This is a genomic window from Pseudomonas sp. PSB11 (genome assembly GCF_014596605.1).
Classification (GTDB): Bacteria; Pseudomonadota; Gammaproteobacteria; order Pseudomonadales; family Pseudomonadaceae; genus Aquipseudomonas; species Aquipseudomonas umsongensis.
Window position 1 is genome coordinate 120,803 of record NZ_NOIO01000008.1, and the last position, 24,991, is coordinate 145,793.

The 24,991-nt window shown below is 59.1% G+C and carries 27 protein-coding genes and 1 pseudogene; 11 read left to right on the top strand and 17 right to left on the bottom strand.

Features of this window, described 5'->3' with window-relative positions:
- The first annotated feature begins 31 nt into the window (after positions 1 to 31).
- Together cysD and cysN are read left to right on the top strand one after the other, a co-directional pair.
- On the top strand, positions 32 to 949 hold the full coding sequence (gene cysD / locus CGA21_RS12490) for a sulfate adenylyltransferase subunit CysD (RefSeq protein WP_110746834.1): 918 nt from the start codon (positions 32 to 34) through the stop codon (positions 947 to 949).
- 9 nt (positions 950 to 958) lie between these two features.
- Positions 959 to 2,857: a sulfate adenylyltransferase subunit CysN gene (gene cysN, locus CGA21_RS12495; protein ID WP_110746836.1), complete on the top strand. Its 1,899-nt coding sequence runs from the start codon at positions 959 to 961 to the stop codon at positions 2,855 to 2,857.
- Between the two features lie 179 nt (positions 2,858 to 3,036).
- Here the strand turns inward: cysN and CGA21_RS12500 are convergent, their stop codons facing one another.
- The 3 genes from CGA21_RS12500 to CGA21_RS12510 are packed head-to-tail and all read right to left on the bottom strand — an operon-like array spanning position 3,037 to position 6,429.
- Positions 3,037 to 3,942 carry an acyltransferase gene (locus CGA21_RS12500; RefSeq protein ID WP_188264278.1) on the bottom strand — a complete coding sequence of 302 codons (906 nt, stop codon included), beginning with the start codon at positions 3,940 to 3,942 and terminating at the stop codon, positions 3,037 to 3,039.
- Positions 3,943 to 6,042 carry a phosphate acetyltransferase gene (gene pta, locus CGA21_RS12505; protein ID WP_110746839.1) on the bottom strand — a complete coding sequence of 700 codons (2,100 nt, stop codon included), beginning with the start codon at positions 6,040 to 6,042 and terminating at the stop codon, positions 3,943 to 3,945.
- A gap of 60 nt (positions 6,043 to 6,102) precedes the next feature.
- Entirely contained in the window at positions 6,103 to 6,429 is a 327-nt protein-coding gene (locus CGA21_RS12510; RefSeq protein WP_110746840.1) for a DUF3565 domain-containing protein, read from the bottom strand.
- On the opposite strand from CGA21_RS12510, the gene CGA21_RS12515 reads away from it, so the two are divergent.
- From CGA21_RS12515 to CGA21_RS12525, 3 genes are all read left to right on the top strand, one after another.
- Positions 6,398 to 6,883, top strand: a complete 486-nt coding sequence (locus CGA21_RS12515; RefSeq protein WP_008054392.1) for a peptidylprolyl isomerase — start codon at positions 6,398 to 6,400, stop codon at positions 6,881 to 6,883. The genes CGA21_RS12510 and CGA21_RS12515 overlap by 32 nt on opposite strands.
- A 122-nt stretch (positions 6,884 to 7,005) precedes the next feature.
- The gene (locus CGA21_RS12520; protein ID WP_110746842.1) at positions 7,006 to 7,488 is read left to right on the top strand and encodes a glutathione peroxidase; all 483 of its coding nucleotides are present in this window, start codon (positions 7,006 to 7,008) and stop codon (positions 7,486 to 7,488) included.
- Positions 7,489 to 7,704: 216 nt separating this feature from the next.
- Positions 7,705 to 8,808: an NADH:flavin oxidoreductase gene (locus CGA21_RS12525; RefSeq protein WP_188264279.1), complete on the top strand. Its 1,104-nt coding sequence runs from the start codon at positions 7,705 to 7,707 to the stop codon at positions 8,806 to 8,808.
- Positions 8,809 to 8,926: 118 nt separating this feature from the next.
- Here the strand turns inward: CGA21_RS12525 and CGA21_RS12530 are convergent, their stop codons facing one another.
- Together CGA21_RS12530 and cysZ are read right to left on the bottom strand one after the other, a co-directional pair.
- Positions 8,927 to 10,126 carry a glycosyltransferase family 4 protein gene (locus CGA21_RS12530; protein WP_188264280.1) on the bottom strand — a complete coding sequence of 400 codons (1,200 nt, stop codon included), beginning with the start codon at positions 10,124 to 10,126 and terminating at the stop codon, positions 8,927 to 8,929.
- 40 nt (positions 10,127 to 10,166) lie between these two features.
- Positions 10,167 to 10,919: a sulfate transporter CysZ gene (gene cysZ / locus CGA21_RS12535; protein ID WP_110746847.1), complete on the bottom strand. Its 753-nt coding sequence runs from the start codon at positions 10,917 to 10,919 to the stop codon at positions 10,167 to 10,169.
- Between the two features lie 314 nt (positions 10,920 to 11,233).
- Between cysZ and trxB the strand changes: the two genes are divergently transcribed.
- On the top strand, positions 11,234 to 12,190 hold the full coding sequence (gene trxB / locus CGA21_RS12540; protein ID WP_033042914.1) for a thioredoxin-disulfide reductase: 957 nt from the start codon (positions 11,234 to 11,236) through the stop codon (positions 12,188 to 12,190).
- A 162-nt stretch (positions 12,191 to 12,352) separates the two neighbouring features.
- Here the strand turns inward: trxB and CGA21_RS12545 are convergent, their stop codons facing one another.
- From CGA21_RS12545 to folM, 6 genes are all read right to left on the bottom strand, one after another.
- Positions 12,353 to 13,603 (bottom strand): aspartate aminotransferase family protein, encoded by a 1,251-nt coding sequence (locus CGA21_RS12545; protein ID WP_188264281.1) that lies wholly within the window; start codon positions 13,601 to 13,603, stop codon positions 12,353 to 12,355.
- A 259-nt stretch (positions 13,604 to 13,862) separates the two neighbouring features.
- Complete coding sequence (locus CGA21_RS12550) at positions 13,863 to 14,201, bottom strand: HopJ type III effector protein (protein WP_177411550.1); 339 nt, start codon at positions 14,199 to 14,201, stop codon at positions 13,863 to 13,865.
- On the bottom strand, positions 14,194 to 14,490 hold the full coding sequence (locus CGA21_RS12555; RefSeq protein WP_020796671.1) for a DUF1244 domain-containing protein: 297 nt from the start codon (positions 14,488 to 14,490) through the stop codon (positions 14,194 to 14,196). The genes CGA21_RS12550 and CGA21_RS12555 overlap by 8 nt, the downstream gene beginning before the upstream one ends.
- An 80-nt stretch (positions 14,491 to 14,570) precedes the next feature.
- Positions 14,571 to 14,942: a dihydroneopterin triphosphate 2'-epimerase gene (folX, locus tag CGA21_RS12560; protein WP_020796672.1), complete on the bottom strand. Its 372-nt coding sequence runs from the start codon at positions 14,940 to 14,942 to the stop codon at positions 14,571 to 14,573.
- 2 nt (positions 14,943 to 14,944) lie between these two features.
- The gene (folE, locus tag CGA21_RS12565; RefSeq protein WP_020796673.1) at positions 14,945 to 15,520 is read right to left on the bottom strand and encodes a GTP cyclohydrolase I FolE; all 576 of its coding nucleotides are present in this window, start codon (positions 15,518 to 15,520) and stop codon (positions 14,945 to 14,947) included.
- 18 nt (positions 15,521 to 15,538) lie between these two features.
- Positions 15,539 to 16,249, bottom strand: coding sequence for a dihydromonapterin reductase (gene folM / locus CGA21_RS12570; RefSeq protein ID WP_110746853.1), 711 nt, complete (start codon positions 16,247 to 16,249; stop codon positions 15,539 to 15,541).
- A gap of 241 nt (positions 16,250 to 16,490) precedes the next feature.
- On the opposite strand from folM, the gene CGA21_RS12575 reads away from it, so the two are divergent.
- Positions 16,491 to 17,450: a MerR family transcriptional regulator gene (locus tag CGA21_RS12575; RefSeq protein ID WP_188264282.1), complete on the top strand. Its 960-nt coding sequence runs from the start codon at positions 16,491 to 16,493 to the stop codon at positions 17,448 to 17,450.
- 3 nt (positions 17,451 to 17,453) lie between these two features.
- On the opposite strand, the gene CGA21_RS12580 is transcribed toward CGA21_RS12575, so the two are convergent.
- Both CGA21_RS12580 and CGA21_RS12585 read right to left on the bottom strand, forming a co-directional pair.
- Positions 17,454 to 18,059: a hypothetical protein gene (locus CGA21_RS12580; RefSeq protein ID WP_110746857.1), complete on the bottom strand. Its 606-nt coding sequence runs from the start codon at positions 18,057 to 18,059 to the stop codon at positions 17,454 to 17,456.
- A gap of 67 nt (positions 18,060 to 18,126) precedes the next feature.
- A complete protein-coding gene (locus CGA21_RS12585; protein ID WP_110746859.1) occupies positions 18,127 to 18,591 on the bottom strand; it encodes a PAS domain-containing protein in 465 nt (154 codons plus the stop codon).
- A gap of 102 nt (positions 18,592 to 18,693) precedes the next feature.
- Here CGA21_RS12585 and CGA21_RS12590 point away from each other — a divergent pair, with 102 nt between their 5' ends.
- The 3 genes from CGA21_RS12590 to CGA21_RS12600 all read left to right on the top strand — a co-directional run bounded on the left by CGA21_RS12590 (position 18,694) and on the right by CGA21_RS12600 (position 21,004).
- Positions 18,694 to 19,149 carry a flavodoxin gene (locus tag CGA21_RS12590; protein ID WP_188264283.1) on the top strand — a complete coding sequence of 152 codons (456 nt, stop codon included), beginning with the start codon at positions 18,694 to 18,696 and terminating at the stop codon, positions 19,147 to 19,149.
- Between the two features lie 167 nt (positions 19,150 to 19,316).
- Positions 19,317 to 20,102, top strand: a complete 786-nt coding sequence (locus CGA21_RS12595; protein ID WP_033044533.1) for a class II aldolase/adducin family protein — start codon at positions 19,317 to 19,319, stop codon at positions 20,100 to 20,102.
- On the top strand, positions 20,102 to 21,004 hold the full coding sequence (locus CGA21_RS12600) for an alpha/beta fold hydrolase (RefSeq protein ID WP_110746863.1): 903 nt from the start codon (positions 20,102 to 20,104) through the stop codon (positions 21,002 to 21,004). Before CGA21_RS12595 ends, CGA21_RS12600 begins: the two co-directional genes overlap by 1 nt.
- Positions 21,005 to 21,067: 63 nt before the next feature.
- Here CGA21_RS12600 and CGA21_RS30235 read toward each other — a convergent pair.
- A pseudogene (locus tag CGA21_RS30235) lies at positions 21,068 to 21,154 on the bottom strand (outer membrane lipoprotein carrier protein LolA); the annotation flags it as partial.
- 222 nt (positions 21,155 to 21,376) lie between these two features.
- Between CGA21_RS30235 and CGA21_RS12605 the strand changes: the two are divergent.
- Positions 21,377 to 22,288: an SDR family oxidoreductase gene (locus CGA21_RS12605; RefSeq protein ID WP_110746866.1), complete on the top strand. Its 912-nt coding sequence runs from the start codon at positions 21,377 to 21,379 to the stop codon at positions 22,286 to 22,288.
- A gap of 50 nt (positions 22,289 to 22,338) precedes the next feature.
- On the opposite strand, the gene CGA21_RS12610 is transcribed toward CGA21_RS12605, so the two are convergent.
- From CGA21_RS12610 to CGA21_RS12615, 3 genes are read right to left on the bottom strand one after another with little or no spacing between them, the layout of a single operon-like run.
- On the bottom strand, positions 22,339 to 22,596 hold the full coding sequence (locus CGA21_RS12610; protein WP_110746868.1) for an immunity protein: 258 nt from the start codon (positions 22,594 to 22,596) through the stop codon (positions 22,339 to 22,341).
- Complete coding sequence (locus CGA21_RS29945) at positions 22,593 to 23,549, bottom strand: S-type pyocin domain-containing protein (RefSeq protein WP_317451689.1); 957 nt, start codon at positions 23,547 to 23,549, stop codon at positions 22,593 to 22,595. Before CGA21_RS29945 ends, CGA21_RS12610 begins: the two co-directional genes overlap by 4 nt.
- Positions 23,495 to 24,532 carry a cell envelope integrity protein TolA gene (locus tag CGA21_RS12615; RefSeq protein WP_223194110.1) on the bottom strand — a complete coding sequence of 346 codons (1,038 nt, stop codon included), beginning with the start codon at positions 24,530 to 24,532 and terminating at the stop codon, positions 23,495 to 23,497. The genes CGA21_RS29945 and CGA21_RS12615 overlap by 55 nt, the downstream gene beginning before the upstream one ends.
- Positions 24,533 to 24,991 lie beyond the last annotated feature (459 nt).

A 24,991-nucleotide genomic window follows, 5' to 3' on the forward strand; every position in this document is an offset into this window, starting at 1 on the left:
GCCGTTCATAAGAATGTTTTCGTGAGTAGCCATGGTCGACAAACTGACGCATCTGAAACAGCTGGAGGCGGAAAGCATCCACATCATCCGCGAGGTGGCCGCCGAGTTCGACAACCCGGTGATGCTGTACTCCATCGGTAAAGACTCCGCCGTGATGCTGCACCTGGCACGCAAGGCGTTCTTCCCCGGCAAGCTGCCGTTCCCGGTGATGCACGTCGACACCCGGTGGAAATTCCAGGAGATGTACAGGTTCCGCGACAAGATGGTCGCCGAGCTGGGCCTGGACCTGATCACCCATGTGAACCCCGACGGCGTGGCACAAGGCATCAATCCGTTCACCCACGGCAGTGCCAAGCACACCGACATCATGAAGACCGAAGGCCTGAAGCAGGCTTTGGACAAATATGGTTTCGACGCCGCCTTCGGTGGTGCGCGCCGCGACGAAGAGAAGTCCCGCGCCAAAGAGCGTGTGTACTCGTTCCGCGACAGCAAGCACCGCTGGGACCCGAAAAACCAGCGCCCCGAGCTGTGGAACGTCTACAACGGCAAGGTCAACAAGGGCGAATCCATCCGCGTATTCCCGTTGTCGAACTGGACCGAGCTGGACATCTGGCAGTACATCTATCTGGAAGGCATCCCGATCGTCCCGCTGTACTTCGCCGCCGAGCGTGAAGTCATCGAGAAGAACGGCACCCTGATCATGATCGACGACGAGCGCATCCTCGAACACCTGAGCGATGAAGACAAAGCGCGTATCGTCAAGAAGAAAGTGCGGTTCCGTACCCTTGGCTGCTACCCGTTGACGGGCGCGGTGGAGTCCGAGGCCGAAAGCCTCACGGACATCATTCAGGAAATGCTCCTGACGCGAACTTCCGAGCGCCAGGGCCGTGTCATCGACCATGATGGCGCAGGCTCGATGGAAGACAAAAAACGTCAAGGTTATTTCTAAGGGGCTGTCATGTCGCACGCATCTGATTTGATCAGCGAGGACATCCTCGCCTACCTGGGCCAGCACGAACGTAAAGAGCTGCTGCGCTTTTTGACCTGCGGTAACGTCGACGACGGCAAGAGCACCCTGATCGGGCGCCTGCTGCACGACTCCAAGATGATCTACGAAGATCACCTGGAAGCGATTACCCGCGACTCGAAAAAAGTCGGCACCACCGGTGAAGACATCGACCTGGCACTGCTGGTCGATGGCCTGCAGGCCGAGCGTGAGCAAGGCATCACCATCGATGTCGCGTACCGCTATTTCTCCACCGCCAAGCGCAAATTCATCATCGCCGACACCCCCGGCCATGAGCAGTACACCCGCAACATGGCCACCGGTGCCTCCACCTGTGACCTGGCGATCATCCTGGTCGACGCCCGTTACGGCGTGCAGACCCAGACCCGTCGCCACAGCTTCATCGCCTCGTTGCTGGGCATCAAGCACATCGTTGTGGCCATCAACAAGATGGACCTCAAGGACTTCGACCAGGGCGTGTTCGAGTCGATCAAGGCTGACTACCTGCAGTTCGCCGAAGGCTTGAAGATGAAGCCCACCACGATGCACTTCGTGCCGATGTCTGCGCTCAAAGGCGACAACGTGGTGAACAAGTCCGAGCGTTCGCCGTGGTACACCGGCCAGTCGCTGATGGAAATCCTCGAGACCGTGGAAGTGGCGGGCGATCGCAACTTCACCGACCTGCGTTTCCCGGTGCAATACGTCAACCGTCCGAACCTGAACTTCCGCGGTTTCGCCGGCACCCTGGCCAGCGGCATCGTCAAGAAGGGCGACGAAGTCGTGGTGCTGCCGTCGGGCAAAAGCAGCCGCGTGAAATCCATCGTCACCTTCGAAGGTGAACTGGAACACGCAGGTCCTGGTCAGGCGGTAACCCTGACCATGGAAGACGAGATCGACATCTCCCGTGGCGACCTGTTGGTGCATGCCGACAACGTGCCGCCAGTCACCGACAGCTTCGAAGCGATGCTGGTGTGGATGGCTGAAGAGCCGATGCTGCCGGGCAAGAAATACGACATCAAACGCGCCACCAGTTACGTGCCGGGTTCCATCGCCAGCATCGTCAACAAGGTTGACGTGAATACCCTGGAAGAAGGTCCGGCCAGCGCGCTGCAGCTGAACGAAATCGGCAAGGTCAAGATCGCGCTCGACGCGCCGATTGCCCTCGACGGTTACGACAGCAACCGCACCACCGGCGCCTTCATCATCATCGACCGCCTGACCAACGGCACCGTCGGCGCCGGCATGATCGTCGCGCAGCCGTTGGCGCATGGCACCAGCACCCACCACGGCAAGCTGGCCCACGTCGCTACCGAAGAGCGCGCGCAGCGCTTCGGCCAGCAACCGGCCACCGTGCTGTTCAGCGGCTTGTCGGGCGCGGGCAAAAGCACCCTGGCTTATGCGGTCGAGCGCAAACTGTTCGACCTGGGTCGTGCGGTGTACGTGCTCGATGGCCAGAACCTGCGTCACGACCTGAACAAAGGCCTGCCACAGGATCGCGCCGGTCGCACCGAGAACTGGCGTCGTGCCGCGCACGTGGCGCGTCAGTTCAACGAAGCCGGCCTACTGACCCTGGCAGCGTTCGTTGCACCGAGTGCCGAAGGTCGTGAACAGGCCCGGGAACTGATCGGCAAAGAGCGCCTGCTGACGGTCTACGTCCAGGCCTCGCCGACGGTCTGTGCCGAACGTGACCCGCAAGGCTTGTACGCGGCAGCCGGGGACAACATCCCGGGCGAGTCCTTCCCGTACGACGTGCCGCTGGATGCCGATCTGGTGATCGATACCCAGTCAGTCTCGCTGGAAGACGGCGTGAAGCAGGTGCTGGATCTGCTGCGTAAGCGCGGCGCGATCTAAGCGCTGGCCGCAAATAAAAAACCCGCCGATGAGTGATCATCGGCGGGTTTTTTTGTGTCTGGTCGGACGCCTTCGCGGGCAAGCCCGCTCCCACAGTGATCTCGGCGATCACATTTTTTGTATACGACCCAACATCCTGTGGGAGCGGGCTTGCCCGCGAAGAGGCCGGTACAGGCGCTTCAATACTTGGCTGGATATTCGCGGTGCATCTGCGCAAGCAGAGCATCCTTGTCCTGCCACATCTGGTTGATCCAGCCCTGGAACTGCAGGCGATACTCACCGTCCTGGTCGTAGTTCTTGCCTATGAACTGCGGCGCAATCTTCAGCTCTTCAAAGTGCACCACCACATCCGCAACATTCCCGCACAGCAAATCCCGGAAACCCGGGCGCCCGGTCGGGTAGTGGATGGCCACGTTGACGATCGATTCCAGTTGTTCACCCATGGCATCCAGTACAAAAGCAATGCCCCCAGCCTTGGGCTTGAGCAAGTACTTGAAAGGCGATTTCTGCTGGGCATGCTTGCCTTCGGTGAAGCGCGTGCCTTCGACGAAATTGAAGATGCCCACCGGGTTGTTGCGAAACTTCGCACAAGTCTTGCGCGTGGTTTCCAGGTCCTCACCTTTCTTCTCCGGGTGCTTTTCCAGATAGGCCTTGGAGTAGCGCTTCATGAACGGGAATCCCAGTGCCCACCAGGCCAGGCCGATCACCGGTACCCAGATCAACTCCTGCTTGAGGAAGAACTTCAGCGGCTGGATACGTCGATTGAGCACATATTGCAGCACCAGGATGTCGACCCAGCTCTGGTGATTGCTGGTGATCAGGTACGAGTGCTGATAGTCCAGGCCTTGCAGGCCGCTGACGTGCCAGCGGGTGCGACGGACCAGGTTCATCCAGCCTTTATTGATGCTGATCCAGGCTTCGTGGGTATGGCTCATCAACCAGTGTGCAATGCGTTGGGTGAATGCGAACGGCAGGACCTTGATCAGCGCCACACAGAACAGGAACGAGCACAGCAAAATCGTGTTCAGCGCCAGCAGCAGCGCGGCGATCACGCCGCGCGCCGGGGCAGGTAGAAAATCCAGCATTTACACATCCATAGGTCGGTTGGCCGCTTGAATCGCGGTCAGGGCAATCGTGTAGACGATGTCGTCGACCTGCGCGCCGCGCGGCAAATCGTTCACCGGTTTGCGCAGGCCCTGCAGCATCGGGCCGAGGCTGACGCAGTCGGCGCTACGCTGCACGGCTTTGTGCGTGGTGTTGCCGGTGTTCAGGTCGGGGAATACGAACACTGTGGCGCGACCGGCCACCTGGCTGTTCGGTGCCAGTTGCCGGGCCACGGTTTCGTTGGCAGCGGCGTCGTATTGCAACGGCCCGTCGATCAGCAACGAGTTTTGCTGTTCATGGGCAAGCAACGTCGCCTCGCGTACCTTCTCGACTTCCTCGCCACTGGCAGATTCACCGCTGGAGTAACTGATCATCGCCACACGCGGAGTGATGCCGAATGCCGCCGCCGAGTCGGCGCTTTGCAGCGCGATCTCGGCCAGTTCGGCGGCGCTCGGGTGCGGGTTCATCACGCAGTCGCCATAGACCAGCACTTCTTCGGGAAACAGCATGAAGAACACCGACGACACCAGGGTGCAGCCCGGTGCGGTCTTGATCAATTGCAGTGCCGGTCGGATGGTATTGGCGGTAGAGTGGATGACGCCCGATACCAGCCCGTCGACTTCATCCAGCGCCAGCATCATGGTGCCGATCACCACGGTGTCTTCCAGTTGCTGCTCGGCCATCGGGGCGTTGAGGCTTTTGGACTTGCGCAGGGCGACCATCGGCTCGACGTAGCGTTCGCGAATCAGGTCAGGGTCGAGAATTTCCAACCCTGGCGGCAGTTCGATGCCTTGCGCGCGGGCCACCGCTTCGACATCTGCAGGCTTGGCCAGCAATACGCATCGCGCAATGCCTCGGGCCTGGCAGATGGCGGCGGCTTGTACGGTCAGCGGTTCGCTGCCTTCCGGCAGGACGATGCGCTTGTTGGCGGACTGGGCGCGCTGGATCAATTGATAACGGAACACCGCTGGCGACAGGCGCATTTCTCGAGGGGTACCGCAGCGCTGGTGCAGCCAGTTGGCGTCGAGATGGCTGGCGACGAAATCGGTGATGATTTCCGCGCGCTCACGGTCGTCGATCGGGATTTCCTTGTTCAAGCCATTGAGCTGGTTGGCGGTGTCATAGGACCCGGTGCTCACCGACAACACGGGCAAGCCCGCCTGCAGGGCGCCGCGGCACAAGTCCATGATGCGCGGGTCGGGCAGGGTGTCGCTGGTCAGCAACAGGCCGGCCAGGGGTACGCCGTTCATGGCCGCGAGGCTCACGGCGAGGATGATGTCGTCACGATCGCCCGGGGTCACCACCAGCACGCCGGGCTTGAGCAGCTCCACGGTGTTGCGCATGGTACGCGCGCAAATGATGATCTTGGTCATGCGCCGGGTTTCGTAGTCGCCGGCGTTGAGCACCTGTGCGCCCATCAAGTCCGCTACGTCTCGCGTGCGCGGCGCATTCAGTTCCGGCTGGTATGGAATACAACCGAGCAGACGGAAGTCGCCACTGCGCAACAGCGGCGAGTGTTCGTTCAGGCGTGCGGCGAAGGCCTCCATGCTTTCCTCGGTCTTGACCTTGTTGAGGATCACGCCGAGGACTTTCGGATCCTTGGGGCCGCCGAACAATTGCGCTTGCAGTTCCACTCGGCCAGACAATTCGGTCAGTACTTCGTTTTCCGGTGCCGAAACCAGGATCACCTCGGCATCGAGGCTCTTGGCCAGGTGCAAGTTGACCCGCGCGGCATAGCTGGCGCTGCGGGTCGGGACCATGCCTTCGACGATCAACACATCCTTGCCGATGGCGGCCTGCTGATAAAGGGTGATGATTTCTTCGAGCAACTCATCGAGCTGGCCGTCGCCGAGCATGCGCTCGACATGGGCCAGGCCCAAGGGTTTTGGCGGTTTCAGGCCGTGGGTGCGCGCCACCAGCTCGGTGGAGCGTTCAGGGCCGGTGTCACCTGGATGGGGCTGGGCAATCGGCTTGAAAAAGCCAACCTTGAGGCCGGCCCGCTCGAGGGTTCGCACCAGCCCGAGGCTGATGGAGGTCAGGCCCACGCCAAAATCGGTGGGTGCGATAAAAAAAGTTTGCATGCGGATTCTCTAAAGGTGCATGGCAATGGTGCCGACCTATGACTGGCCAACTACCGAAATTCAGTCGCCAAGGTTATCGCTAACCGAGCCTTGTGCGCACCAACCGCAATCAAAGGGCTGGCCTATTTTTTCCTGGCGCTGCGCAGGGTCCATGACCCAGGCCCGTGATTGCCAGGGTGGCTGATGGCGCAGGTGTTGGGTATGGCCGCACGAAAGCTCGGCCACCCAGTGGCCGTCCTCGTCCTGATGGAAGCCTGTGATCGTCACACCCCGTCTGTCCGGGTTGTGTTCGCTTTCGGGCGATTGCTTCGCTAAACTGGGTCTTTCTATATTCTTATGCAAAAGGTCTCGCCCCATGCTGATCGCCGCCAATAAGGCTGTCTCCATCGACTATACCCTGACCAACGACGCTGGTGAGGTCATCGACAGCTCCGCCGGCGGCGCGCCGCTGGTCTACCTGCAAGGCGCAGGCAACATCATCCCGGGCCTGGAAAAGGCGCTGGAAGGCAAAGCAGTCGGCGACGAGCTGACCGTAGCCGTTGAACCTGAAGATGCCTATGGCGAGTACGCTGCCGAACTGGTCAGCACCCTGAGCCGCAGCATGTTCGAAGGTGTCGACGAGCTGGAAGTGGGCATGCAGTTCCATGCTTCCGCTCCGGACGGCCAAATGCAGATCGTGACCATCCGCGATCTGGACGGCGATGACGTCACCGTAGACGGCAACCACCCATTGGCGGGTCAGCGCCTGAATTTCCAGGTCAAGATCATCAACATCCGTGATGCCAGCCAGGAAGAAATCGCTCATGGCCACGTCCATGGCGAAGGTGGCCATCACCACTGATTTCTGCGCTAAGCTCAGATAGCTGGAGAGGCGCCCCGAGGGCGCCTTTTTAGTCTGCGGCTGTTCCAGGCGACACCACCAAGTGGCTGTTTCGAGAAGAACACGGGAATCTGGAGTACGTCATGAGTGCTTTTCACGAACTTAATTTGACAGCCCTGGATGGCCAGGAGCTACCTCTGGCCCCTTTCAAGGGGCAAGTCGTGCTGGTGGTCAACGTGGCCTCCAAATGTGGCTTGACGCCACAGTACGCGGCGCTGGAAAACCTCTACCAGCAGTACAAAGGTAAAGGCTTCAGCGTGCTGGGCTTGCCATGCAACCAGTTTGCCGGTCAGGAACCCGGTACCGAACAGGAAATAAAGAACTTCTGCAGCCTCAACTATGGCGTGACCTTTCCGTTGTCCAGCAAGCTGGAAGTCAACGGTCACGAGCGTCACCAGCTGTACAAGTTGCTGGCGGGCGAGGGCGCCGAGTTTCCCGGTGACATCACCTGGAACTTCGAAAAATTCCTGCTGGGTAAGGATGGTCGTGTGCTGGCGCGGTTTTCACCGCGTACGGCACCGGATGATCCGAGTGTTGTTCAGGCCATCGAGAAAGCGTTGGCCTGACATATCCCTTCGTAGGAGCCGGCTTGCTGGCGATGGTCGTCAACGATGACGCGCATCGCCTGACACCACGCGGTGTTTTCGAGTCCATCGCCAGCAAGCCGGCTCCTACAACGTCCCCCCTTTTGATGTTTAATCACCCAAATCAATAGTGCTGTTCAGCGCGTGCAAGCCTCCATATTATAGCCGTCATAAAGTCTATCCCCGTGGAGCGTTCCCATGCCCGTCAAAGCCCTGTTCAAACCGTTCCACGTCGGCACCCTCAAACTGCCGACCCGCGTCGTCATGGCGCCGATGACCCGCTCGTTTTCGCCAGGCGGCGTACCGAATTCCAAAGTGATCGAATATTACCGCCGTCGCGCCGCCGCTGGCGTGGGCTTGATCATCACCGAAGGCACAACTGTCGGGCACAAGGCTTCCAACGGCTACCCCAACGTTCCGCAGTTCTACGGCGAAGCGGCGCTGACGGGCTGGAAAAAAGTCGTCGATGCGGTGCATGCCGAGGGAGGCAAGATCGTTCCGCAACTGTGGCACGTCGGCAGTGTGCGCCGTATTGGCACCGAGCCGGACGCCAGCGTGCCGGGTTTTGGCCCGTCGGAAAAAATGAAGGACGGTCAGGTCGTGGTTCACGGTATGACAAAACAGGACATTCAGGACGTGATCGCCGCGTTTGCCCAGGCGGCAAAGGATGCCCAGAGCATTGGCATGGACGGCGTGGAAATCCATGGTGCCCACGGCTACCTGATCGACCAGTTCTTCTGGGAAGGCAGCAACCAGCGCACCGACGAATACGGCGGTAGCCTGGCCAACCGTTCGCGTTTCGCCATTGAATTGATTCAGGCCGTGCGTGCGGCTGTCGGCGAAGGCTTCCCGATCATCTTCCGCTTCTCCCAGTGGAAGCAGCAGGACTACACCGCGCGCCTGGTACAAACCCCTGAGGCATTGGGCGTCTTTCTCAAGCCGTTGTCCGACGCTGGCGTGGACATTTTCCACTGCTCTACACGCCGTTTCTGGGAGCCGGAGTTCGACGGTTCCGAGCTGAACCTGGCGGGCTGGACCCGCAAGCTCACTGGCAAGCCGACCATCACCGTAGGCAGCGTCGGCCTGGACGGTGAGTTCCTGCAGTTCATGGTCAACACCGACAAGGTGGCGCAGCCGGCCAGCCTGGAAAAACTGCTGGAGCGCCTGAACAACGACGAATTCGACTTGGTGGCGGTCGGCCGTGCGCTGTTGGTGGACCCCGACTGGGCGCAGAAAGTGCGTGACGGTCGCGAGGAAGACATCCTGCCGTTCAGTCGTGAGGCGTTGACGACGCTGGTTTAAGCGGCGACTGGAAGAATGCTTTCGCGAGCAGGCTCGCTCCCACAGTGGTTATGCGTTGTACACAAAACCTGTGGGAGCGGGCCTGCTCGCGAAGATTGACTGAATGGCACCCAATATCTCAGGGCAGAGTCGGTGCATTCGGCACCACCACCTCCCCCACACAGGCCCCCCGCAACTGCCCCTCGAACTGCTCGATAATCGCCGCCCACCCCTGCCGACTGGCATGCTGGCGCGCATTGAGCCGCACACAGCGCAAGGTTTCGCGCTTCTCCAGCAACCACGTCGCGGCATCACAAAATGCCTCTTCATCCCCCGGCATCGCCAGCACGCCGTTGTAGCCATGACGAATATGCTGCGCCGCTGCCGCCTGGTCGTAAGCCACCACCCCCAGTCCAGAGGCCAATGCCTCAAGCACCACATTGCCGAAGGTCTCGGTCAGGCTTGGGAACAAAAACACATCCCCGGACGCATAGTGACTGGCCAGGGCTTCACCGCGTTGCGTCCCGCAGAAAATCGCCTCGGGTAACTCGCTTTCCATCAGCTGCCGTTGCGGGCCATCGCCCACCACGATCAGTTTCAGAATGCGCTGTGGATAAGTAGCCTTGAGCGTGTCGAAACAGCGTTTGAGCAAACCGAGGTTTTTCTCCGGTGCCAAACGGCCTACATGGATAACGGCAATGTCCTTCTCGCCCAGCCCCCATTGCTCGCGTAGCGCATTCAAGCGTTTGCTTGGGTGAAACAGCTGGCTGTCGACGCCGCGGGACAGCAATGCCAGGCGCTCGAAATGCCGACGTTCCAGCTCCATGCGCTGGCTGACACTGGGCACCAGCGTCAGGTTCGATCTATTGTGGAACCAACGCAGGTAATGGGTCAGCAACCGAGTCAGCATGCCGAATCCATACTGGCTGGAGTACTGCTGGAAGTTGGTGTGAAAGCCGCTCACCACTGAAATACCCAGGCGTCGGGCCGCGCGCAGTGCCGACAATCCCAAAGGACCCTCGGTGGCGATGTACAGCACATCCGGGCGATGACGCTTCCAGCGCCGCAGCAGCTTGTGCATCGACGACTGCCCCCATTGCAATCCGGGATAGCCCGGTAGCGGCCAGCCGCGGCACAGCAACAACTCATCGTCACCGCTCGTCGATTGATCGCAGCCTTGGCGTGGTCGCACCAACTCCACCTGGTGCCCGCGCGCGCGCAAACCGTCGCACAGGCGGCCAAGGGTATTGGCCACGCCATTGATTTCCGGAGGGAAGGTTTCGGTGATCAGGGTGATATGCAGGGCTGTCGTCATGACCCCAGTGTCGGCTGAGGCCATGTCGGCGTTGTGACGACGAGATGATGGATTTGTGACCGATCTAGCGTTGGGTCACCAGATTCTCCGCTCCGCGCTCACGCACCCAGAACAAAGTCGCCCCGGCCACCGCCGCCGGCATCATCAGGATGTTGACCACCGGGATCAGCAACACCAGGTAAACACTCCCGCCGAAACTCATGCTCTGCCAGCGCTTTTCGCGCAGCCAGGCGAGCATCTCGTTCCACCCAAGCTTGTGGTTGTCCGCCGGGTAGTCGATGTACTGGATCGCCATCATCCACACGCCGAACAGCAGCCACAGAGGTGCCGCGATGATGTTCACCACCGGGATGAACGAAAGAATGAACAAGCCGAGCGCCCGGGGCAGGAAATACCCGAGCTTGCGCATTTCCCGTGCGAGGGTACGGGGGATCATGGCGATCAGCTCACCCCAGCTGAAGGCCGGGAAGTCGTCGGTGCCGCGCACCACGACTTCGACTTTCTCTGCGAGAAAACCATTGAACGGCGCAGCGATGACGTTGGCCAGCATGGTGAAGGTGAAGAACACCATCAACACCACCAGCACGACGAAAATCGGCCACAGGATGTAACTGAGAAAACTCAGCCACTCGGGCAGGGACGGCATCAGTGTATCGACCCACAGGCTGAACTGATGGCCGGCCAGATAGATCAATCCGACGAACAGCACCAGGTTGATTGCCAGCGGTAACAATACGAACAAACGCAAACTGGGGCTCAGCACCAGCTTGAGGCCTTCGCGCAAGTATTGCGGGCCGGACAGAACGGGGGCGGGCATAACAGGCTCCGGGCAGTGGGAAACGCGCCGACCTTACCGGCTTTGCCTGACCGGCGAAAGCGCGACAGCGACATCGACATTAACTGTAACAAAGGCGTCCTGAGAAACACGCTGTGGGGATAGAGACCACCTATGAGCTGGATTGTTAAACCGTATTTCCTTAATCTTCGCCCCCTCGATACGCTGCACCCAATCTTTTTACAGGACTGTCGAGTTCAAGCCTTCCCCAAGTGCTTTCAATGGTCCTTTTTTATTCCCGCCGGTCAGCCGGCGTTCCGCGCCAGGTATTCCCGGCCGGTCAACAGGAGCAGGTCATGTCTGAAGTTCGTCATTCGCGAGTGATTATTCTCGGTTCCGGCCCTGCCGGTTACAGCGCCGCCGTCTATGCCGCCCGTGCCAACCTCAAGCCACTTTTGATCACCGGCATGCAGGCCGGCGGTCAACTGACCACCACCACTGAAGTCGACAACTGGCCGGGTGATGTCCACGGCCTGACCGGCCCGGCGTTGATGGAGCGCATGCGTGAGCACGCCGAGCGCTTTGAAACCGAGATTGTTTTCGATCACATCAATGCCGTGGACTTCGCCGCCAAGCCTTACACCCTGACCGGCGACAGCGCGACCTACACCTGCGACGCCCTGATCATTGCCACCGGCGCCAGTGCTCGTTACCTGGGCCTGCCATCGGAAGAAGCGTTCATGGGCAAAGGCGTTTCGGCCTGCGCGACCTGCGACGGTTTCTTCTACCGCAACAAGCCCGTGGCGGTGGTCGGTGGCGGTAACACCGCTGTCGAAGAAGCCCTGTACCTGGCCAACATCGCCAGCACCGTGACCCTGATCCATCGTCGCGAAACCTTCCGCGCCGAGAAGATCCTGATCGACAAGCTCAACGCTCGCGTGGCCGAAGGCAAGATCATCCTGAAGCTGAACGCGACCCTGGACGAAGTCCTGGGCGACAACATGGGCGTGACCGGTGCCCGCCTGAAGAACAACGACGGCAGCTTCGACGAAGTGAAAGTCGATGGCGTGTTCATCGCCATCGGTCACACCCCGAACACTTCGTTGTTCGAAGGGCAGCTGACGTTGAAAGACGGCTACCTGGTCGTACACGGCGGCCGTGACGGCAACGCCACTGCGACCAACCTCGAAGGCATCTTCGCCGCCGGTGACGTGGCTGACCACGTCTACCGCCAGGCGATCACCTCCGCTGGCGCCGGTTGCATGGCGGCACTGGATGCCGAGCGTTACCTGGACAACCTGCAGAACGCTTGATTCTGTAGAAAAGAAAAAACCGGCTTCTGCCGGTTTTTTTGTGGGCAACACAAATGCCCCCCTGTAGGAGCTGCCGAAGGCTGCGATCTTTTGATCTTGATCTTATACAAAGCAAGATCAAAAGATCGCAGCCTTCGGCAGCTCGTACAGAGGACCGTATGTTCAGGTTAATTTCTGCAGGCATGCCTCGAGAATGTCCAGGCCTTCTTCCAGCACAGCTGCCTCGGTGGTCAACGGCGCCAATAGCCGAATGATGTGTCGCGATTTGCCGCTGGGCATCAGCAACAAACCAGCGTCCCGGGCCAGGGCCAGCAGTTGCGTCAACTGCGCCGAAGCGGGTGTGCCGTAGGCCGTGGTCAACTCGATGCCGCGCATCGTTCCCACGCCGGTCAGGCGACCCAGGTACGGCGACAGCTTGTTCGCGTGCCAGGTTTCAACGCGACTGACAATGGCTTCTTCCTGTTGCGAACCCCAGGCTTGCAGATTGGCGTCCGTCATTTCATCCAGGGTCGCGAGCGCAGCGGCACAGGCGATCGGGTTGCCGGAATAAGTACCGCCAAGCCCACCCTTGGGCAAGTTATCCAGCAGCGACTTACGCCCGACCACCGCACCCAGCGGCATGCCGCCGGCAATGCTTTTGCCCAACAGGATCAGGTCCGGTTCGATGCCCAGGCGCGAGAACGCAAACCGCTGGCCAGTGCGGCCAAAACCAGACTGGATTTCATCGGCAATCAGTACGATGCCTTTTTCGTCGCAAAACGAGCGCAGCGCCTGGGCGAACTCGACATCCAGGGCCAGGAAACCCGCTTCGCCCTGCACGGGTTCGACGATAAAGCAGGCCACGTCCTCGACGTCGATCTCGACGCTGAACAGGCGCTCCATGGCCTTGAGCGCCTCGACACAGGTCACGCCGTTGTCCCGGCTGGGGAACGGCAGGTGATACACCGGCCCCGGCAACACGCCGACTTTCTGTTTGTAGGGGGTAACCTTGCCGTTGAGGTTGAGGGTGGCCAGCGTGCGGCCATGAAAGGCGCCATCGAAGGCAATCACGGCTGTGCGACCGGTCGCGCCACGGACAATCTTCAGTGCATTTTCCGCCGCTTCGGCGCCGCTGTTGGTGAGCATGCCGCTGACCGGATAATCCACCGGAATGAACGCCGCCAGGCGATCCATGAGCTCGACGTAGGGGGTATGGGGCGCGGCGTTGAAGGCGTAGTGGGTCAGCCGGGTGGCCTGTTCGCGAATGGCTTCGACGATAGGGGGATGGCAGTGACCGAGATTGAGTACGCCGATGCCGCCGACAAAGTCGATGTAACGTTTGCCGTCGGTGTCCCAGACCTCGGCATTTTTGCCGTGGCTGAGCGTGACAGGGTGGACGATATTGATCGACTGGCTGATGGTTTCGCTGCGCATGGCTGACCGGCTCGGAAGAAGGAGGGATTCTTTTATCTAAGCCGGGAGCAGCGGTGCCCGGCAAACGAAATAAAGTCGCCGGGTTAATCTTTAAAGTCGGGATGTACGGTGAAACCTCTGCATCTCTACCCTGTGGGAGCGAGCTTGCTCGCGATGATCGCCAACGATAACGCTGGCTACCTGAAACCCCACGGTGTTCTTGAGTCCATCGCGAGCAGGCTCGCTCCCACAGGGTTCAGGTTCAGAACCGGGTTTTGATTCAGCGGCGAGTCAGGGGCTGCTGAGCGAAATTCACACCGGCCAGGCCATGCACCATCAACGCACGGATATTGCCGTGATCGCTGCCCTCAGGCGTCGCCAGCACCGAGCGGTAATGCTCGCCGAACGCCAGCAGCGCTTCTTCATCGCCCAGGCCTTCCAGCAGGGCCAGGCCCAGCGTCTTGCACGAACCTTCGTTCTGCCCGGCGGCGTTTTCCACGCCGCCATTGGTGAAGGCCTGGGGCTGGTAATCGTAGCCGGCGGCAATGAACGCCAGGGTATCGGCGAAAGCGTGTTCGCCGCTCTTGAGGCTGGCTCGCAGGGTGTTCAAATCACTCATTGGGTTTTCCTTTGGCGAACGCCGCTTGTTGTTCGGCGCTGGCTTCTTGCTGATATTGGGCTTTCCACTCGGCATACGGCATGCCGTAGACAACTTCGCGGGCTTGATCGAGGCTGACCTCGATCTGGCGTTCATCGGCCGCTGCCTTGTACCACTTGGACAGGCAGTTGCGACAGAAGCCCGAGAGGTTCATCAGGTCGATGTTCTGCACATCCTTGCGGCTGTCCAGGTGGGCCACCAGCCGGCGGAAGGCGGCGGCTTCGAGCTCAAGGCGTTCTTGATCGGTCATAGGTTTCTCTGCAACAGCTTCAAGCTGCAAGATGGATGGCGGTGAGTCGAAGTTTACAGCTTGCTGCTTGAGGCTTGTAGCTAGCGGCTCGCTGCAAGCGTAATCGACACCGACTCGGCGAATCGCAAGGCGTGGGGCTTATCGACTTCGACCTCGGCGTACAGCACCGACGCGTTGGCCATGACCAGGTCCAGCAGTTCCTGGGTCAGGCGTTCGAGCAGGGCAAAGCGATTGCCTTCCACGTGGGCGATGATCGCCTTGGTGATGGTGCGGTAGTTCAGCGCGTGATCGATATCGTTGTCGCGCACCGCTTCCTGGGCTGCATAGAGGATGGTCAGGTTGATCAACACATCCTGCTTGTTGAGGATCTCGTCTTCGTTGATGCCAATGTAGGTGCGCAGGCACAGGTCCTTGACCCGGATGCGCGCCATGCCTGGTTGAAGTTGTGGCATTGCTACTTGCTCCGTCCAATCAATTGCAGGAACTCCTGGCGGGTATTGCTCGACTCGCGGAAGGCGCCGAGCATCACCGAGGTGTTCATGGTCGAATTCTGTTTCTCGACGCCGCGCATCATCATGCACATGTGCTGTGCTTCGATGACCACGGCAACGCCTGCCGCGCCGGTTACCTGTTGCACGGCGTCGGCGATTTGCCGGGTGAGGTTTTCCTGGATCTGCAGGCGACGGGCGAACATGTCCACCAGCCGGGCAATCTTCGACAGACCCAGCACCTTGCCCGTTGGAATATAAGCCACATGCGCCTTGCCGATGAAGGGCAGCAGGTGATGTTCGCAGAGGGAATAGAGTTCGATGTTGTCGACGATCACCATTTCATCGTTGTCGGAGGCGAACAGGGCGCCGTTGATGATTTCCTCGACACTTTGCTCGTAACCGTGACACAGGTACTGCATGGCCTTGGCCGCGCGCAGCGGAGTGTCACGCAGGCCTTCGCGCTCGGGGTTTTCACCGAGACCGATGAGGATCTCGCGATAGCTCTGTGACAGGCAGTTCTGATGCAGGGAAAGCGTCATGGAAGATCCTCGGGACACTTATTTGATGTGCCTTCCGCCGTTGACGGTCAGGGTCGTGCCGGTGACATAAGGGTTATCGAGCAGATAACGCAAGCTCTGGTAGATCACTTCGCTGCCAGGTTCAATGCCCAGCGCGGATTTGGCCAGCGCCTTGGCGCGATAGGCGGTATCGTCGTCGGCATTGAACAGTAGCAGGGCGGGCGCGATCGTGTTGACCTTGATGCCGGGCGCGTATCGGGCGGCGAAGGACAGGGTCAGGCTGTCGAGCCCGGCTTTGCTGGCGCAGTAGCCGATGTGCTTGCTGCTGCCCTTGCGGGTCACATCATCGCTGATGTGCACGATGTCGGCGGGGCTTGAGCGTTCGAGCAGGTCGGCGCAATGCAGGTTGATTAGGTAGGGCGCCAGCATGTGCACGTTGAACATGCGGGTGAATGCGGCGGCATCGGTGTCCGCCGTCTCGGCCAGCCATTCGGAAGCGTTATGGATGATTGCCCGCAAGCTGTCGGTGTGGGTTTTCAGTTGACTGATGAAGGTGACGATCCCGGCTTCGCTGGAGAAATCCGCGAACAGCCCGATCGCGCCCAAATCGCGCAGGGTTTGTACGCCGGGACGCTCGCTGCGGTAACTGAAAATCACGCGATGGCCATCCTCGAGCAATCGCTGCGCGCAATGCAGGCCGACACGCTGGCCGGCACCGGTGATCAGAATGGGGGCTGCAGAAGAAGTCATGAACGGCTCGCATCGCGGTAAGAGCAAAACTATACCAGCGACGAGCCGTGAGCCTACAGGTTTCGGGTCGTCGGTTGCGCAGGCGCAGCGCCGTGGTGGCGGCGGTATTTTGGGGCAGGTCAGTACTATTGCTGATGTTACCTGCCAGGCCGGTGACCTCGGTAACAATCTATTTCTTGAATAGTTGAGGTTCAGGGGAGGTAGAATGGGCCCCGATTATTACATGGATGTAGGCCAATAAATGCCTGTCTTGACCGACGTTGCCCCGGGTGTGTCGCCCGCGCTCTCCCTGGAACGGGCAGAGCTTTTCCCGATTCGCGAGGTGGCGCGCCTGACCGGTGTGAACCCGGTCACGCTTCGCGCATGGGAACGTCGTTATGGCCTGATCGTGCCCACTCGTACCGAAAGCGGGCATCGCCTGTATTCGATGCAGGACATTGAGCGGATCCGCAGCATCCTCAACTGGATCGAACGCGGTGTGGCGGTCAGCAAGATCGGCAAGATCCTGGCCAAGGCAGCGCCGTTACAGGTATTGGCTCACATCATCCCCAGCGATCTGGTGCAGGCGGATTACGCACAGTGGCAGCAACAGCTGGCGGACGCGGTCAGTGCGTTTGACGACATCCGGCTGGAGCAGGTCTACGGGCAGATTTTTTCAAGCTACTCCCAACCGGTGGTTTTCCAGGACATTATTCTTCCGCTGTGGCGGCAATTGCTGCAGCGCCAGGATACGTTTGGCCGGGTCAGCGAGTGGTTGTTCCTCGATGGTTTTCTGCGCTCACGGGTGGTACAGCGCCTGCTGTTGATCCGTGACCGGCATCCCCGGCGAGTCATTGTCAGTGCCTTGGCGGGCGAGTGTCGCGAACTTGAGTTGCTGATCGCCGCGTTGTTCCTCGGCAGCGATCAAATGGGGGTGCGGGTGCTGACCACCGGTCAACCGTTCGACGAACTGACCCTGGTCTGCGAGCGGATCAAGCCAAGGGCGCTGGTGCTGGTTTCCAATCACGTCCCCACTCCCGACTTGCCCCGGCGCCTTAATCGCCTGGCGATGAGCCTGGATTGCCCCTTGCTGCTGGCCGGTGATGCGTGTGACCTGGCGCAGGAAAACCTCGCCGGGTCATCGATCGGCTGCCTGGGCAACGAAGGTGCGCAGATGGGCCAGCGCCTGAACCAGTTTCTGGTCGGCAGCCTGGATACCTGAAGGTCAGAGGTGCAGGGTTGGATGGGTCAGGCGATGCTGTTGCAGAATGAATTGACGCAGGCGCTCGGTTTCATCCAGGTCGTTCTGGCTCAACTGGTAGGCATAGAAACCCTGTTCGGTTTCTTTTTCGAGTGTCCCGCGCAAGGCGATGCGCTCATAGCCTGAGGGGCTGAACCACAGGGCGAAGTGCTTGGGTGCCTTGGTCTTGTTGCGAATCTCCAGCAAAACCCCTTTGAACGATACTTCGTGCACCCACAGGGTGCCGGGTTGGCCTTTGGCGTTTTCCAATGCAACCGGCTCGTCGAGCACCAGTCGCCACGGCCGGACCGATGGCCCGCCCTCATAAATACTCGGCACGCCCAGGCGCAGGTGCATGGCATGAAACTCGTCTTCCACCAAGTGCAGGGGGAAGGTCATTTGCTGGTTTTCGAAGGTTGCTTGAAGGGTAACCTGTTCATGCGCGGCCAGGCGCGTGAGCAGGTCACGGATTTGCGATCCACCATTAACGAGCAGACTCGACGTCGCATCCCGCACATTCAGTTGCGGGTTGTGTTGCATGGTCTGGATAAAATCCAGCTCATCCTGGGTCAGGAGCGCGTCGCGTTGCATGGTTAGGCTCGAAAAATTTAGTTACAGAAGCACTGGTGATTGTAGTTAATGACAATTAATTCGCTGTTTAGTTTTTGCCGTTCGTCGCTTTGAGTGCAGCAAGCTCTGCCTGGACTTCTGCCAGTTGCGCTTCAAGCAGCGCCACACGCTGCTGCGCCTTGACCTGCAAGGTCACATCCTTTTGCACTCCGATAAAATAAACCTGCCCGTCGTTCGGATTTTTCACCGTAGAAAGCGACAGCTCGTTCCAGAATGGGGTGCCATCCTTGCGATAATTGCGCAGGATTTCCCGGCAGGAGCCTTCACTTTTCAATGCGTCACGAATTTTCGGCAGGGCCTCCTGATCACGATCGCCCGACTGCAGGAAGCGGCAATCCTGGTAGAGGATTTCTTCGCTGGTGTAACCGGTCAGGCGTTCGAAGGCCGGGTTGACGTAAATCAGGATCTTGTCTTGATCGCCTTCCTTTTCAGCAATCACGATACCGTCGTTGGAGGCATTGATCGCCAACTGCAGCAGTTTCGCGTTGATCATCGGTGATACCCTTCCTTGTTGGTTGTCTGTGGGATTCTAAAAGAACAATGCAGACCGTGCTGTTAATATCCCGGTCTTTTATTCAGTGTCAGGATCAGATTGATGAAAGTCGCCATCATTTCCGGCTCGGTATACGGCACGGCTGAAGAAGTTGCCCGCCACGCCGCCAGTATGTTGAAAAACGCCGGTTTCGAAACCTTCCACAACCCGCGGTCAAGCCTCGCCGATATTCAGGCCTTCGCTCCCGAAGCCTTGCTGGCGGTAACGTCGACCACCGGCATGGGCGAGCTACCGGACAACCTGCAACCCCTGTACTCGACGATTCGCGACCAGTTGCCCGCCGCCTGGCGAGGCTTGCCGGGGGCCGTCATCGGCCTGGGCGACGCAAGCTATGGCGATACTTTTTGCGGCGGTGGCGAGCTGATGCGCGAGTTGTTCGGTGAATTGGGCATTCGCGAAATCCTGCCGATGCTGCGCCTGGACGCCAGTGAAAGCGTGACCCCGGAAGCGGATGCCGAGCCCTGGCTGGCGGAACTGGTCGACGCGCTGCGTGGTTGATCGGTAACGCTGGTGCACCGGCAGCCAGGCCATGGATCCAAACTCTTCGGGCCGCTGACCCGCTCGGCCATCAAGCTGGCTGCCAATGCAACTACGCGAACCCCGGAGGGTGACTAGACTCGGTAGTCATTGGAAACACTCCATAATAAGAACCGAGGTTCCTTGCCGTGAGCGTAGCCCCCGTCCAGTCGTCCTCCTCCTGTGTCAAAGACCAGGTCAGCGCTGCCGAGTGGCAGACCCGCGTCGACCTCGCTGCCTGCTACCGCCTGGTCGCCCAGCATGGCTGGGATGATCTGATTTTCACGCACATCTCCGCCAAGGTGCCGGGCACCGAAGATTTCCTGATCAACCCATACGGTCTGATGTTTCACGAAATTACTGCGTCGAGCCTGGTCAAGGTCGATCAGTCCGGCAACAAGTTGATGGACAGCCCCTACGAGATCAATCCGGCGGGGTACACCATCCATAGCGCGGTGCATGAAGTTCGTCACGATGTCGTGTGCGTGCTGCATACCCATACCGCTTCCGGCGTGGCGGTGTCGGCGCAGCGACAAGGCATTTTGCCGATCAGCCAACAGTCGCTGTTTGTCCTTTCCAGCCTGGCGTATCACGCCTACGAAGGTGTTGCGCTCAACCACGAGGAAAAAGCGCGGCTGCAAGCCGACCTCGGAGAAAACAATTTCCTGATGTTGCACAACCACGGTCTGCTGACCTGTGGCCCCAGCATCGCCGACACCTTCCTGATGATGTTTATCTTTCAACGTGCCTGCGACATCCAGGTCATGGCGCAGAACGGTGGGGCTGAACTGATTGCCATCGAACCGCAGATTCTGGCGGGTGCCAAGGCAATGATCGCCGGTGTCACCAAAAGTGCTCAAGGAATGGGCGGAGCGCTGGCCTGGCCGGCGTTGCTGCGCAAGCTCGATAAACTGGACCCGGGGTACAAACTCTAATGCAACTCGCCGAGATTCCCCTGAGTGTCTGGCGCAAGCGCGGCCAGACTTTCATGTTCCATGGCCAAGCTATCCGTTACTGGACGGCGGGGCAGGGTGAGCCGTTGTTGCTCATCCATGGCTTCCCCAGCGCCAGTTGGGACTGGCATTACCTTTGGCAACCACTGGCCCAGCGCTATCGGCTAATCGCCTGTGACATGCTCGGATTCGGCGACTCGGCCAAACCGGTGGATCACGAGTACAGCTTGCTGGAACAGGCCGATTTGCAGCAGGCGCTGCTGGCCCATCTCAACGTCGAGCAACCGTTGCACCTGCTTGCCCATGACTACGGCGACAGCGTGGCCCAGGAACTGTTGGCCCGGCATTACGAAGCGCGCATCGACCTCGCCAGTTGCGTATTCCTCAATGGCGGGTTGTTCCCCGAAACCCATCGCCCGGTGCTGGTGCAAAAACTCCTGCTCAGTCCGTTGGGATGGATGATCGGCCGTGCTTTTAGCCGTGATGGCCTGGTGAAGAGTTTCCGTCAGATCTTCGGCCCGCAAACTCGTCCCAGCGAGAGCCAGATGGACGATTTCTGGAGCCTGGTCGAAAGCAATCACGGGCCACGGGTCATGCATAAATTGATTGCCTACATCCCCGAGCGGCGAACGCAGCGCGAGCGTTGGGTCGGCGCGATGCAGCGCGGCGAGGTGCCGCTGCGGGTGATCGATGGCGAGGTCGACCCGATCTCCGGTGCCCACATGATTGCGCGCTACCGTGAGTTGATACCCAACCCGGACACGGTCCTGCTCAGCGACATCGGTCATTACCCGCAGATCGAGGCGCCCTGCCAGGTGCTCAAGCACTACCTGGCGTTTCGCGACTGCACGGCCTCACCACCGCTCAAGGTGGCTTGTTCGTAGGAGAGGGCTCGTCGGTGAAGGCGCCCTTGAGCACGGCGCCGCCTTTCCGGGCGCTCTCACCCCCGTAGGAGCGAGCATGCTCGCGAAAAACCTGAGAGCACCTGGGGGTGTCAGGCTCCCCGCGTCATCGTTGACTACCATCGCGAGCATGCTCGCTCCTACAGGTTCTCACCCGCCGCGAAACCATATACGGCCATTACCGCAGCAATGGATATGTACGCGGTCAACAAACAACAGGTCGGCCGCCAAGCCGCCTCGTGCTCATCATCCCCCTACCTTATCGCACACCATTCAGCCTCCCCCCTGTTCATTGTGACCCGTAGCGCCGTGCCTGAAACTCCAAGGCAATGTCCTGGCCTGCTGGAGTTCCCCATGAATGAGTCTGTGCGTTTCGAAGATAAAGTCGTGATCATCACTGGTGCGGGTGGCGGCCTGGGACGGGCGCATGCACTGCTGTTCGCCAAGCAGGGCGCCAAGGTACTGGTCAACGACCTCGGCGGTTCGACTCAGGGCGAAGGCGCCAACGCCTCGGCGGCAGACCGCGTGGTCAACGAAATCCGCGACGCGGGCGGCACCGCCGAGGCCAACCACGACTCGGTCACCGACGGCGACAAGATCGTCCAGCACGCCCTCGACGCCTTCGGCCGCGTCGACGTGGTGGTCAACAACGCCGGCATCTTGCGCGACAAGACCTTCCACAAAATGGAAGACGCCGACTGGGACCTGGTTTACCGCGTCCACGTCGAGGGCGCCTACAAAGTCACCCGCGCCGCCTGGCCGCACCTGCGCGAGCAAAACTACGGCCGGGTGATCTTCACCGCGTCCACCTCGGGCATCTACGGCAACTTCGGTCAGTCCAACTACGGCATGGCCAAACTCGGCCTCTACGGCCTGACCCGCACCCTGGCCATCGAAGGTCGCAAGAACAACATCCTGGTCAACGCCATCGCCCCCACCGGCGGCACCCGCATGACCGAAGGCCTGATCCCGCCGCAAGTGTTCGAACAACTCAAACCGGAACTGGTCAGCCCGCTGGTGGTGTACCTGGCCAGCGAAAACTGCCAGGAAACCTCCGGGCTGTTCGAAGTCGGCGGCGGCTGGATGGGCAAAGTGCGCTGGGAACGCAGCCTCGGCGCCGGGTTCGATCCGCGGGTGGGGTTCTCCCCGGAAGACGTGGCGGCGCATTGGCAGCAGATTTGTGATTTCGAAGGGGCGGCGCATCCGAAGGACAATATTGAGGCGCTGAAGGAGATGATGGGGAATTTGCAGAAGTATTCGTTGTAAGGGCCGTGAAGCCCCAAACCCTCTGGGTGAGGCTTGGGGCATTTTTGCTATCAGCCGTATTTGTTTTCTGTCACGAATTTAGGAGCTTTCCAGTTAGGGCCTTTTTTCGCCAATCCCATTTCTCCTTTTTCTAATACACCCTTTTCGAACAGTCGCGTGTAGGTCAGTTGAAGTTCCCCGTGTCTGATTGTTTCGGGCTTGTAGCGACTGATCATCATGTCTAAGTAAGGTGGAGCCTTGCTCAAGGCGAAAACGGTAACGATATCGTCCAGGGACTCACCTTTAACTAACTGCTCAATATTGCTCATTTCAAGATTTCCTTCAAAAAACGTTGATAGTCACGCTCATCCTGTTCCGCAGCAGCTGCTAGTGCTTCTGGCGTGTAGAGTAGAGAAGGATCATCTTTCAGCTTGAAGTCTTCCAAGGTTGCAGTGTGAACATTGTTCCATGCCGGGGAATCGGGATCCGGCATTTCGGTGTCTCCATATCCCAAAGCCTTAAATCTTTCAAATTCCCTGATCTCGTGAGTATAGAAGCGTTTATCGGTATCGGTCATCTCTAGCTCCCCACGGAGAATTCGATCCAGACGGTCAATCATCACTTTATTGGCATCGGATTGAATAAATTTTGATGTATGCCGTTTCACGATATTGGATCCTTCTTGTGAAACGATTGCATCGTTCCATTTCATATCTAAAATTGGTCCACCTGATTGCTCAGGGTTGAAATCGCGGCCACTGTGCTCACCTTCGGCTATTGCACCCTCATATGGGCTGTGGAAAACCACATACTGAGGCGGAATCCCCGATTCGACCGGGAATACGTAGATAAAGCCTCCAAAACTGTAAAGATCCAGCTGCGGGTTTGGATCGATCCTTCCCTCGAGGGCGGTTGCGGTTGCACCGGTATAGGGGGCAACGTCCGGTTGTGCCGCAGGAAGGGCCGTTGATGCATTGCCCGGGCTGACAATTGGCGTCCATGTCATGCCGGGCGACTGGGCGGTCGGGCTCTCGGTTCTGTAAACATTCAGACTAGGATCGTAGGTCGCGAAACGCACCGGTACTTTGCGCGACACCGAGGTGCCATTGGTGGCTGCGATGGAAAACTCTGTGGTGTTATCCACAGTCCGGGAGCCGATCGTGACCGGCAGTTCGATGTCTCCATTGGCCTGGGCGATGGCATGCAGTGCATCGGCGTCGTAGGTCGTTAAATCCGAGACGCAACGGTGAATACCGGACCGCTTGCCGCCGCCGCGCCCGATACTCGAAACGGACGACTGCCCTTTGCGGCGTCAAGAGCCGCCATTGCATCTCGGAGCGCTTGCTCCTCCGCTTTCCGTTGATTTTCGAGCCGTAACTGCTCGGCTTGCCGTTGAACCTCGGCCTCGGCTTCCAGACGAGCCTGTTCAGCCGCGATGTAGCGTGCGGCAGCTTCAGCGGCAATCCGCGCTTGCTCGGCGGCTACTCGCTCGGCTTCTGCCAGTGCCGCTAATCGGGCCTGCTCTTGCGCATGGGCGAGTGCCTCAGCTTCTGCCCTGATGCGTGCCTGTTCAGCCGCGACACGTTGTGCTTCCTGTTCCGCGGCAACCCGACGTTCTTCAGATTGCGCACCGGCAAGTAGATTCTGTACGTGTACCTGCTGACTATTCAAAAGTTGAATGTGCTCTGTCAGCAGCTTTGCGGAGTAGCCAGCTTTAAAAGACGCAACCCATTTTGAATAGGCAGGACCATAGGGCGTTACTGCCCCATCCAAAGCTTGAGCTCTGGCAAGGTAGTCACCAATGGTGGCATTGAGTGGGTTGAGCCCGTAAAAGGAGTCGGCGAGTGACGTCTGCGTGTGCAGTTCAGTCGTCTTCTGCTGAGTTAAAATGTTTCTGATGTTCAGTTCGTGCTGGTATGCCTGTGCGGTTGTCGATACGGCGGCCGGGAATTGGGCTCTCAGGTTCGCCAGGTCAGCCTCGATTGCTACTCCTGAATTTGCGGAATTAACCGTATAGGCAGCTTTAACGGCGTTTTCCGTAGCTTTAATATTGTCCCGAGTTTCGCGCCTTAGTCCTTCTGTGTTTGTAATGCCAGAGCCCATTCCTCCAGCTCGTGTTGGTGGAATGCGAAAACCACCACCTTGGGGATTTTTCCCTGGTTTCGGTTGTGCTCCTACATAAGTTGTTTCTAAATGAACTGTGCCATCTTCTCCTCGGATATCAATTGGCGGCAGGGGCAACGGTGGGCCTTGTTTCTCTGACATTGGTTAATCTTCCTTGTGCGTGATTAATCGATGCTGCCGAATAATGCTACGTCAGGAATGTTTGGGACGGGTCTGAGGCGGTTGTGAGCTGTTACATATAAAGTTGAAGGGAATTTCGCGGTATTAGATGCGAAGACAGGAAATTCACGCGCCTTAAAAGATATTTCTTATGCAGTTGCAGGAAGTGTCTTGTAGGATCCATGTCAAACACTGAGTTTAAATTGACTGCCACCACAAACCCTTCGCCCAAAAAAAAGGCCGCTGCAAACGCAGCGGCCAAAGAAGACGTTGGATCCAGGAGCTACAAATCAACGTCGAAGTACACGGGGTGATGACTCGATACGTTCAAATCATCTGAAGTCTGTCGCGAACGGCGGGAGGGGAACACCTTCCGTTGCTTCGCGCTTTGCGGCTGTTGTCCCCAAAGCGCAGGGCAAGAATAAGTCTTTGCCGGCAAGG